Consider the following 10,313-nt stretch of genomic DNA (forward strand, 5'->3'; position numbering starts at 1 on the left):
TGAAAAAGAAAACAAAACACGATCTTCGAAAATGTATGTTCCAATTGATATTGAAATCATATCCAAGAAATTTAAAGTTGATCCAGACCTAATATTTGGACGGCTGTACTATCATTTAGAAAACAAATTCGGGTATACAAATGATGATGGGTCAAAAGTGCTATTTTTCACTTTAAGGGCTGGTTCGGATAAGCACTGTGTGCATTTTCCCTATTTAGCATCTGTACTTGCTACAATGAAAAGCGAAAACAGAAAATTCTTGATTGCAACAGTAGTAGCTGTTGTAGCTTTGATTTTATCTCTAATTTCTATTTTCATAAAATGAGCATTTAACATGCTCTTTCACCGGAGCGCAAAAAGCCTTCTGATTAGAAGGTCTCAACCTCCTCCACAGCCACTTTTACCACATTTTTCACCTCCATGTTTTTCTCAGCATACTCAGCGGCTAATTGATCGAAGAGTTCACCTGAGTTGAAGATACTACCTTTTCCCCAAATGCGGCAGCCCTTTCGCGCTGCAGCATCTAAACAGATGAGGGCCACCTGGGGATTCTCCCTGATGTTGGCGACAGTTCGGGGAGAGGCAATGTCTGCAAATACAACATGTTCATCATCCAGAACTCGCAGCGATCCCTTGGCAGAGACATTTGGCTTTCCGGTCTTGCTTGCGGTAGCCAACAACGACGGGCGTATTTCTTTGATTGCCTTTTTGGCTTCGTCCGTGAGCTTAGTCATAATAACCTCCTTATTTTCATTTATTTAAATTCCCTTTTGGGCAAAGGAAATATAGGATAAAGCCGCTAATGTGTCAATGCCAAGTCCATATTTTATAATGTACTTTATGTTCTAGGGGATGCTCATGTTTTTATGCATTTTTGATGAGCAGAAAATATCCCTGAACTTACATATGACGATTCTTATTCTGCTTCCGCCTACCGAAGCCCGGATGGTAATAGTTTAGTCCTTTTCGGGAAGTATTGTCTTACCAGACCGTTAGTATTTTCATTTGAACCGCGCTGCCAAGACGAATAAGGATCGGCAAAATAAATAGAGAAACCTGTTTTTTTCTCAAGCTGTTTGAAGTAGGAGAATTCCTTGCCATTGTCGACTGTAAGTGTCTTTTGCGCTCAACCTGGGAGGCGATGCCGCCGCTACCTTTCGCCCCTTTGACCGTGTCACCTGCCCAGTCGCCGAAACGTTTTTGATTGTCGACAACTTCAGGACGTTTCGAGATGCTTATCCGTCCTGGTATCAAACCGCGGCCGGAACCGTAACGTCGCTGTTTACGGCGCCTTTTGTGATGCCGCCGAAAATGGGTATAGAGGTCGCCGCCATTCTTAGCGTCAGAATAAATCCATTGGTAAATGGTTTCGTGGCAGATACGCATTGTTTTGCCGTTTGGACAATCAACGGTCAGCCGGTTGGTGATTTGCTCAGGCGACCAGTCCTGCTCTAGTTTGCATTTTACATAAAGGACTAAATGGGAGATGACATAACGTTCCTCAGATGTTAAATGGAAATAGGACATGATGGGCTCCTTCTGGTTGTGGGTTGGTGGTTCTCCTCACATTACCGGATAGCATGTCATGTCCACTATTCATTTATATGGTTATGGTGCATTTTGAATTTGAATTCACCGGCTTTGAATTATGCGAAAAATTTCTGTTGACGAGTTCATGTTTATTGAAGCATTCCAGCGAGATGAGGATTTTGAGCATTATCCTCAGTCCACGTATCTTGATCTCAAAACAGGTGAGGTATTTTGGGTCTTCATTGAGGATGATGATGCTGAAATGTGGGCGGGGATAGAGCCTGAAGAAAACGCTACCCTTAGAGAGAAAGTTGAGGCAGCGCCTGAGATGTATTTGGAGATTCGCGGGCGAAATCACGGTGAACACCACGACATACTTCGCGAATTTTTGAACTCGAACTGGACGGATGACGAAGAGTTACGGGTAAAAGCACAAGAAGCATATTCAGGCTCTATCGGTGGTTGGAAGGCGGAAGTTAACGACCAAAATGTTGTGAACGCATATTTTGATTTTCGAGATCGAAAGATCAAGGAGCTGGCAGAAGAGTTTTTACACGAACACGATATTCAACCAATTTGGCGTTAAGGGGACATTAGGGATTAGGGACATCCCGATGTGCCCGATGTACACACGCAGTACACAAATGCTCCAATCAGGCTTGTGAGAAAAAAGGGTTATCGGACATTAAAGAAAGGAGTTGGCGATGCTCGTAATTATCAGTGATTTACATTTTACAGACGGCACAACAAGCAACAAAGGGGAAGGGGAAAGAGATATTACGAATGTCAACCACAAAGCCTTTCGCCGGTTCTTAGAAAAGGTCTCTGAAATCGTGAAGCACCGGAGGGCCATCCAAAAAGTGTCATTTGTATATAACGGCGATATCTTCGATCCCTTAAGGTCATCAGATTGGTTTGATGCAAGCAGTGAGGAATGTCCGTGGCAAGAGCCGTATAATGATAGCAAAATGCTTGCTAAATGCCGGGCGATACTTGACAAGATTATAAGTCATCCCAACAATGCAGAAGCCCTAGCGTGGTTGAGCGGTCAACATCCGGAGTTTGCAGAAGTATGGCAGAATGATGCGCAGATTGACCGCATTTATATCCCGGGCAACCATGATCGCGTTGTGAACATGGATGATGCCATGCGTCGGAAAATATATGAGGTTCTACTTAAAAAGACCGGCAAAAAGAAGTTTAAGAATTTTATCCTTGATGACGATCACAAGACCCTAGTGATGCATGGCCATGAAGCCGATCCCTTTAACTGCGAGTTCGACAGGAACGGCAATTTCCGATATAAGGAGCAACCCATTGGCGATTCGATGACGACAATGCTGTTTACCGCCATCGGTCACAAAGCGCAAAAGCTCTCAATTCCAGTTGCGGCAAAACGACGACTCCGTGATATTGAGCATGTCAGACCCCACCTGATGGCCATCAGTTACCTACAGGACATATTGAAGGATTTTCCACAGCCGAGGATAAAAAACCAGATCTCGAAAATGATTCAAGGAATTGTTGACCAATTTCAAGATCTTGATTACTATAAAGCGTGGATCAAAAAACATGACCAATGGAACATCCGCCTTGACGAAGCAGACAAACTCCAGACCGCCTTGCGGGCTGTCAAGCTTTTTGGCACGCATGTGCCAGTGGGTTTACTTGAGAAAATTTCAAGTTTTATATCGGATACAACTTCATCTGAATTTGCCGTTAAACAACTCAAAGGTCTAATAGGGCAAAGTGTACGGTTCTGCGTTTTAGGCCATACACACGAACCAAAGCATGTGCCGTTATTTGTTGATGAGGATGGAAATGAGAAACATTATTTAAACAGCGGCACCTTCAGACTCAACCTCGGCCGTACTTTTGATTTAGAGTCTTTTCTACGCTTTCAACGCATGTCCTTTGTGATCATCTATGGTCCTAATGAATTCAACCCGAGGATTGAAGAACCGGTGTACGAACTTTGGTCAGGACTCCGGATGTTTACATAGCAAGGTGATAAAGTGAACATTGGGATATAGATAAATGAGAGATGAATTCTGTCATCTGCTTCGAGTTCGATATTCTGAATGCGATGCACAAAAAGTGGTATTTTACGGAAGGTATGCAGATTATATTGATATTGCTGTTACTGAATTCATGCGTGTCATTTGGGGCAATTACAATGATATTTTATCTAAAGGAATCGATAATCAAGTTGTAAAACTGTCTATTAACTGGAAAGCTCCAGCTCATTTTGATGATGTAATTGCAATAACGGTTAAATCTATACGAGTAGGAACTTCATCATACACCTTACAAGTTCAGTTTTCTAATCATAAAACTGCTGTTAATATAGCTTCAGCAGAGATTATTTACGTGATGGTAAGTGCAGGTGAACATAAAAAAATGGAAATTCCAAAAGATATGCGAAAAAAACTTGAAGAAGGGTCTCCTGGAACAACGATTGATCATGCAGGGGTAGACCGCACTTAACAAACAAATGAACGGGACGGCTTACAGCTTGTCCGAATTGATCTGTATGATATTAAAAACTATTTAAACATCGGGCTTTTGTCGCTGGGCGACGCCGCTCGTTATCTGTGAGTTGGACAGCTAAAATAATCTAATCTTAAACGAAAGTTAGGAGGAAGTATGGTTGATTCTCACACAGCCTTCATTGGGTCAATTCCTGAGCATTACGACCAGTATTTGGGGCCACTTATTTTCGAAGAATACGCGCTTGACCTTGCACGACGGGTTTCTGTGCCCGCCGGGGGGACTGTGCTGGAAACCGCTGCCGGTACAGGCATCGCTACCCGACAACTCCGAAATGTGTTGCCGCAAGATGTGAAAATTGTTGTCACCGACCTAAATGAAGCGATGCTGGAGCATGCCAAGCGCAAGTTCAACACTCACCACAATTTAGAGTTCCGGATTGCTGATGCCACCAATTTATCATTACCATCAGCTTTTTTTGATGCGGTTGTCTGTCAATTCAGCCTGATGTTTTTTCCGGATAAACAATCTGCGCTTAAAGAAGTGGTGCGAGTTTTGAAACCAGAAGGGGCATTTGTCTTCAATATTTGGGATTCGTATGAGCATAATCATCTCATCCGGACCGTCAATGAAACGCTTATTCGTTTGTTTCCGGAAAACCCACCTCCATTTTTCGATGTGCCATACGGTTATTATCAGATAGATGAAGTCAAGCGATTGTTGGGGCAGGCCGGTTTTGGAGATATTGAGATTACAGTCCTACCGAGAGATAGCCTTTGTGAAACGGCCCGGCAGGTTGCCTTGGGATACATCTTGGGAACACCTGTTTGCAGCCAGATTGCTGAACGTGCTGGAATTGAAGTAGAAAAGGTTGTAGATATTGTGGAGGGTGTTATCAGTGACACATACGGGCAGTCATCAATCAAAGCCAAAATGCAAGCTATCGTATTCAAGGCATATCGTTCCAGTTGAACGTGATAACTCCAAAGTGCCGCCCAAACGCATGCAACGGACCCGAATTCTGTGGTTCGTAATCCAGTTTTGCGAGATGCGAAAGGTTAAGTTCTAATCAACGACATCGTGGCCGCTGATGCTTGACGTTAGCATTTTACACATCAAATAATCTTGACTTTTAGCATCAAATATTACATATTAAAAACATCCAATATAGCATTCATTTAAAGGTAAAGAGGTGATTAAAATGGTAATAAGCATTACTCAGGATATTCGTTCAATTACTGATTTGAAGAGGAATACCAACTCTATTCTAGAACAAATCCATAAGACGAAACGGCCTGTGATTCTGACAGTTAACGGCAAAGCGAAGGCTGTACTTATGGACGCAAAGGAATATGAGAAAATTAATAATGCCTTTAATTTGCTCAAGCTTCTTGCGCCGGCTGAAGAGGACATAAGTAACAGTAAATTTAAAGAGGCTCGAGCATTTTTTAAGGAATTTAAGCGTGACAAAAAAATGTAAGGTAAATTTAACTCAGCATGCGCAAGATGATTTAGAGCATATCTATTATTATATTGCGGCCGACAGCCCTAATAATGCTGTCAATTTTGTACTTCAACTTGAGGAAAAGCTTTATTCACTTAATACTTATCCTGAGCGTCATCCATTGATACCCGAAAATGAGTTTTTCGGAACTGACTACCGTCATTTAATTTATAAAAAGTATAGAGTAATTTATAGAGTCATTGCAGATTCAGTCTTTATTCTAAGAATTATCCATGGAGCCAAAATCTTACAGGTTTAAACCAGCACAATGCTAACCTCTAAGTGATAAGTGCCAAGACCTGAAAGGTTGTTTTCAATCTATTGTTCAACAAATCATTGGAGCTGATCTGAAAAAGCTCGTGCTTTTTCAGATCAGCTCAATTCCACGTAACCTATTTTCCTTTGGAACACACGATCAAATGTTTTGGATTTCGGTTAGATTGGCCTGGTCATTCTTTAGCTTATGTAACGGATACGATCGCTAGACCAGAATCGCCATACATAGAAAAAATAAAAGGAGTTGATGTTCTTTTGCGTGAGTGTTATATGCCCGATAGCTTGTCAAATGTTTCTGAACAATTGGGACATAGTCATACCAGTGCTGTAGCACAAGTTGCTGCTGAAGCGCAGGTGGGACGTTTGGTTCTTATTCATCATAATACTTTGGGATTAAAAATTGGACTTGCATCAGCCTGTGATATTTTTCCAGAAACAGAAATTGGTTTTGACGGTATGGAAGTAGAGTTTTAATAAGGCTATTCGTGCTGCAATCAATACCAATCAGGTCTCCTAAGGTGCAGTCGACGGGGGCATCACGGCCCCGCCTCTGCTACAAAACCGGACTTGGATCTTTCGACGCATCCGGCGCTTGAGTATCCGGGCCGTTGTCATCGGCACAGCCCAAACTGTTACCAGAGGGGGCCGCTTGGCAAATGCACTCCGGGGGCAACTGGTTTTCACTACGTCCGAGGACGTGTGTCTAAAGCTCCGGCCTTTCTTAAGCACCCTTGCCTTCCCGAATACCCGTTCCACGTCAGCCTATCCCAGGCATTACCCTGGGCCTTTGTTTCTTGGGACATACCCGCGTGCTTCCGGTTGGTTACCTACTCAGTCAAAGCTGAGGGCCGTCAGCGGGTTACTCCGTTCCACGTGATGATAGGTTTGTGACCGTAGATTGCTGCTTTACGCCGGTATCTATATGGGATGGTACATTGTTCTTTGGCCCTGCTCTTGCCCATCAGGGGAATTTATCTATATAGACAGGAGTACTGACATGATGATGTTGGTTACAAATCTTCACTTTTACCAAAGGCATGATTGCGGCAAAAAATCTTCAACGAGAGTATCTATAGAAGTTTTTGTATATTGTGATAGGAAAAATGCGAGGTGATCATTATTATGATTGTTAATGAGATTATGACAACAAAGGTTATTACAATAGAAATGGATGATACTCTTGGACAAATACAAAAGATTTTTGAAAAGCACAAGTTTCATCATCTCCTGATTGTGGACGATGGGGAACTCATTGGCATCATATCTGATCGTGATGTGCTTAAAGAGATCAGTCCTTATGTAAATACCATTTCAGAAGATTCTCGTGCCAGGCAAACGCTAAAGAAAAAAGCTCATCAGATTATGTCAAGAAAACCGATAACTGTTGAACCGGACACCCTTGTAGATGATGCAGCGAGTATTATGTTAAAAAAGAATATTTCCTGCCTCCCTGTTGTTTCGCCTTCGGGAAATATTGACGGAATCTTGTCGTGGAAAGATATTCTCAAATGTTTGCTGATGTTGTAATTATGTAAGAAATCAGTAGAAATGGGGTCAAGTCCTACTATTGACCCATGATGAATGTGGAACGTATATAAACAAGTAAATAAATCATGATTAAAAGATAGTTGGTTAAATATTTATTAGGTATCGGGGTCGCCTCTTGATAGCCAAAGCTTTTTGAGGCTTTAAAAATATGACAGGAAAATTAAAAAACGGATAGGGAAAATTCAAGATAGTATTAATAAGGGTCAAAAGTAGGACTTGACCCCCTTTTTTTCGGACAGCAAAAAGGGCCGCTCCTTCGTCGCTCTGTTTTTTGCTGCCGGTTATGGGTTAGCATTTCATTTTTAAATTGACATGTATGCATAAAAGATGCATATTAATGCATATGAGAACAACATTAAACATAGACGACGATGTGTTGGAAAAAGCATCTCGCTTAACCGGAATCAAAGAAAAAACCGCCTTGGTCAGACTCGGTTTAGAGGCCTTGATTGCCCGTGAAAGCAGCAAGCGACTTGCAAAACTGGGCGGAACAGAAAAGGATCTGCGGCCTATACCGAGGCGTAGATCTGCAAAGTTGTAACGATGGTTCTGGTTGATACTTCTGTATGGGTTAATCACTTTCGAAGGGATGATATCCAACTTGAGAAACTCTTGCTTGATGGCGAAGTTGTCTGCCACCCTTTTGTAATTGGTGAGTTAGCTTGCGGAAATATCAAAAATCGATCTGAAATATTGGCCCTGCTACAAGACCTTCCGAAAGTGCCAACTATAGATCTCGCTGAATATCTATATTTTATCGAACAGAACCATTTGAGTGGAACCGGAATCGGTTTTGTCGATGTGCACCTTCTAGCATCTGCTCAATTGTCCGGGATTCCTCTTTGGACGAATGATAAGAGACTCAAAGAAACCGCCTTTAAATTAAATGGGTTATAGGATGTTTTTATGTTGTCAAAGAGTCGTATATGGGGGACAGAACCTCATGAGCGTCTTCTCGATTTCCCTTGTGATGGTTTCATAGAAGTTTTCGATGAGGCATACTACCGGGGTATAACCATTCAGTCGAAGCCGGAAATAATTTTCCGATGGCTCTGCCAAATGCGGGTCGCACCCTATAGCTATGACTGGATAGACAATTTCGGCCGCCGCAGTCCCCGAAAGCTGACTCCCGGATTAGATAACCTTGCGGTTGGCCAAACAGTGATGACAATATTCGAATTGGTTGATTTTAAGCGTAATCGACATGTTACGATTCGCATCAAAAAAGATATATTTGCACTGAAATTTTTTGGTGATACAGGGGTAAGCTATCTTATCATTCCACAAAGCGATGGTAAGTGTCGTTTGATCGTAAAATTGCTTGTTCGCTACCCGCAAGGAATACTTGGGGTGCTAATGCGCCTCATACTGCCTTGGGGTGACTTAATCATGATGCGCCGGCAGTTGATTAACTTTAAAGAATTGTCCGAGATGGGTAATGCTTCTTCCTAGGTTGAATGGTTCAACGTTCAAGCCCGCCCTGGCGCGACGACCGTTATCAAGGGGATCAACCCTCTGCTATTAAAATATATGCCTTGGGTCCAACTTCTTGAAATCAGGTCTGGGCCAGGGGTTCCGGGTTGATGAGCCCTAACAGACTCAATTCAAAAGAGTTACGCCTCAATAGAGGTGGCAAGCAATTCTCACCCAATGGGTGCAAAAGACCAATCCTGACATTGAGTTGTAACGTTATTGATATCGAGATGTTATAACCTTTGAACCTAGAACTCTGAACCTAGAACCGATCAGTTTAGGTTTTTAAATATATATTCAGGGTGTCCACATTTTCTTCGTGCTGTACCTTGATCGCTTCCATGAACAGGTGTGGTGATCCTGCCGGTAAGAGGTGGCGGGATCCCCGAATTTTCCGCGCCACCCATTCCTGACCGCGGATCAGCAGGTCGATCTGCTCTTTTAAGCTGTCCAGCGCCAGCACCTTGTCGACGAAATCTCCGGTCCTATTGCTGGGCTCGGCTCCGAGATCGTGGATCAGGGCGATCAGAATGCGGCAGTTGACGCCTTCATCCCGCAAAAACTTCTTTAAAAGGTCCAAAAGATGCTGGTCCTCGGTTTGCGAGAGTAACTCTCCGAGTACCTTTACGCCGGCGCGTTCAGCCTCTAACAGCAGGTTGTAAAAATCCAAAAGTGAGGTGCTGTCAATTTGAGTCATGGTAGCATCCCTTGTTTATGATTTGAGTTATAATTTAAGACGGTGCTCGTTGCAGAAGATTATCAGTCCGGTTTCGTCGGCCTGACAGGCCAGGGTCATGTTGAGACCGGCAGCCAGTTCAACAGCCAGGGAAGTGGGGCGCGAAAGGGCGCAGATAACGGGAATTTTAGCCCTGGCGGCCTTTTGAACCAGTTCATAGCTGATGCGGGAAGAAAGGACTGCCAGTGAAGCCTCGCCCAGCCGGCGGGTCAGAAACAGCTCGCCGATGGCTTTGTCCAAGGCATTGTGGCGCCCGACATCTTCGGCTACTGTCAGGAGTTTAAAATCGGAAGAAAAGAGGGCGGCGGCATGGGATGCCCGGGTTTTATCGCGCAAGGGCTGATGGCGGTTAAGATTTTCAAGACACTCCAGTGCCCGTTTGCTGTCAATTGACGTATTATTGCTGATGGGCTGAACCATTTGATAAAGGTCTTGAACGATCTCCTTGCCGCAAATGCCGCAGCTGGTCTGGCTGATAAAGCCGCGGCGGTCCAGAAGATCGGCTATGTTATTGCGTCTTGATTGGCTGAGGGTAATGGCGACCACGTTTTTATCAGTGTCTTCACAACAAGTAATGGTGGTAAAATCATCGGCAGTATCCACAATCCCTTCGGCCAGGCAGAAGCCGGCGGCAAGGGCCAGTTCATCTCCCGGGGTGCGCATCACAACCGAATACGGTTTGCCCTCAATTATGATCGAGAGCGGTTCTTCGCCAAGTAGTTCATGTTCCAATGAGCGGTTGGATGATTTGTCCCA

Annotated in this window: 14 protein-coding genes and 2 pseudogenes; 12 read left to right on the plus strand and 4 right to left on the minus strand. The window is 43.5% G+C overall.

The features are described 5' to 3' along the window. The coding region (locus V3S16_RS12880; RefSeq protein WP_413885563.1) for a hypothetical protein at positions 1–325 on the plus strand (325 nt) is incomplete at its 5' end. A gap of 43 nt (positions 326–368) precedes the next feature. Here V3S16_RS12880 and V3S16_RS12885 read toward each other — a convergent pair. Together V3S16_RS12885 and V3S16_RS12890 are read right to left on the minus strand one after the other, a co-directional pair. Beyond that, a complete protein-coding gene (locus tag V3S16_RS12885; RefSeq protein ID WP_413885565.1) occupies positions 369–734 on the minus strand; it encodes a pyridoxamine 5'-phosphate oxidase family protein in 366 nt (121 codons plus the stop codon). A 197-nt stretch (positions 735–931) separates the two neighbouring features. Then, positions 932–1,527, minus strand: a pseudogene (locus tag V3S16_RS12890) (IS30 family transposase). 121 nt (positions 1,528–1,648) lie between these two features. Between V3S16_RS12890 and V3S16_RS12895 the strand changes: the two are divergent. The 11 genes and pseudogenes from V3S16_RS12895 to V3S16_RS12945 all read left to right on the plus strand — a co-directional run bounded on the left by V3S16_RS12895 (position 1,649) and on the right by V3S16_RS12945 (position 8,800). After that, the gene (locus V3S16_RS12895) at positions 1,649–2,116 is read left to right on the plus strand and encodes a hypothetical protein (protein ID WP_413885566.1); all 468 of its coding nucleotides are present in this window, start codon (positions 1,649–1,651) and stop codon (positions 2,114–2,116) included. 118 nt (positions 2,117–2,234) lie between these two features. Further along, complete coding sequence (locus V3S16_RS12900) at positions 2,235–3,533, plus strand: hypothetical protein (protein WP_413885568.1); 1,299 nt, start codon at positions 2,235–2,237, stop codon at positions 3,531–3,533. A 34-nt stretch (positions 3,534–3,567) separates the two neighbouring features. Further along, entirely contained in the window at positions 3,568–4,017 is a 450-nt protein-coding gene (locus V3S16_RS12905) for an acyl-CoA thioesterase (RefSeq protein WP_413885570.1), read from the plus strand. Positions 4,018–4,176: 159 nt separating this feature from the next. Continuing rightward, positions 4,177–4,992 carry a class I SAM-dependent methyltransferase gene (locus V3S16_RS12910; RefSeq protein ID WP_413885572.1) on the plus strand — a complete coding sequence of 272 codons (816 nt, stop codon included), beginning with the start codon at positions 4,177–4,179 and terminating at the stop codon, positions 4,990–4,992. A gap of 229 nt (positions 4,993–5,221) precedes the next feature. Next, the gene (locus tag V3S16_RS12915) at positions 5,222–5,500 is read left to right on the plus strand and encodes a type II toxin-antitoxin system Phd/YefM family antitoxin (RefSeq protein ID WP_413885574.1); all 279 of its coding nucleotides are present in this window, start codon (positions 5,222–5,224) and stop codon (positions 5,498–5,500) included. Continuing rightward, positions 5,484–5,783: a type II toxin-antitoxin system RelE/ParE family toxin gene (locus V3S16_RS12920; RefSeq protein ID WP_413885576.1), complete on the plus strand. Its 300-nt coding sequence runs from the start codon at positions 5,484–5,486 to the stop codon at positions 5,781–5,783. Before V3S16_RS12915 ends, V3S16_RS12920 begins: the two co-directional genes overlap by 17 nt. A 137-nt stretch (positions 5,784–5,920) precedes the next feature. Beyond that, positions 5,921–6,274 (plus strand): annotated as a pseudogene (locus tag V3S16_RS12925) (MBL fold metallo-hydrolase); the annotation flags it as partial. Positions 6,275–6,922: 648 nt separating this feature from the next. Further along, positions 6,923–7,327, plus strand: coding sequence for a CBS domain-containing protein (locus tag V3S16_RS12930; RefSeq protein WP_413885578.1), 405 nt, complete (start codon positions 6,923–6,925; stop codon positions 7,325–7,327). Positions 7,328–7,685: 358 nt separating this feature from the next. Further along, positions 7,686–7,889 (plus strand): type II toxin-antitoxin system VapB family antitoxin, encoded by a 204-nt coding sequence (locus V3S16_RS12935; RefSeq protein ID WP_413885580.1) that lies wholly within the window; start codon positions 7,686–7,688, stop codon positions 7,887–7,889. 2 nt (positions 7,890–7,891) lie between these two features. Next, a complete protein-coding gene (locus tag V3S16_RS12940; RefSeq protein WP_413885582.1) occupies positions 7,892–8,245 on the plus strand; it encodes a type II toxin-antitoxin system VapC family toxin in 354 nt (117 codons plus the stop codon). Between the two features lie 9 nt (positions 8,246–8,254). Next, the gene (locus V3S16_RS12945; protein WP_413885584.1) at positions 8,255–8,800 is read left to right on the plus strand and encodes a hypothetical protein; all 546 of its coding nucleotides are present in this window, start codon (positions 8,255–8,257) and stop codon (positions 8,798–8,800) included. A 298-nt stretch (positions 8,801–9,098) separates the two neighbouring features. Here the strand turns inward: V3S16_RS12945 and V3S16_RS12950 are convergent, their stop codons facing one another. Continuing rightward, the gene (locus V3S16_RS12950) at positions 9,099–9,518 is read right to left on the minus strand and encodes a DUF6306 domain-containing protein (RefSeq protein ID WP_413885586.1); all 420 of its coding nucleotides are present in this window, start codon (positions 9,516–9,518) and stop codon (positions 9,099–9,101) included. A 27-nt stretch (positions 9,519–9,545) separates the two neighbouring features. Continuing rightward, on the minus strand, positions 9,546–10,313 hold a 768-nt coding region (gene fdhD / locus V3S16_RS12955), incomplete at its 5' end, for a formate dehydrogenase accessory sulfurtransferase FdhD (protein ID WP_413885588.1).

Source organism: Candidatus Desulfatibia sp., from assembly GCF_036446775.1.
Classification (GTDB): Bacteria; Desulfobacterota; Desulfobacteria; order Desulfobacterales; family UBA11574; genus Desulfatibia_A.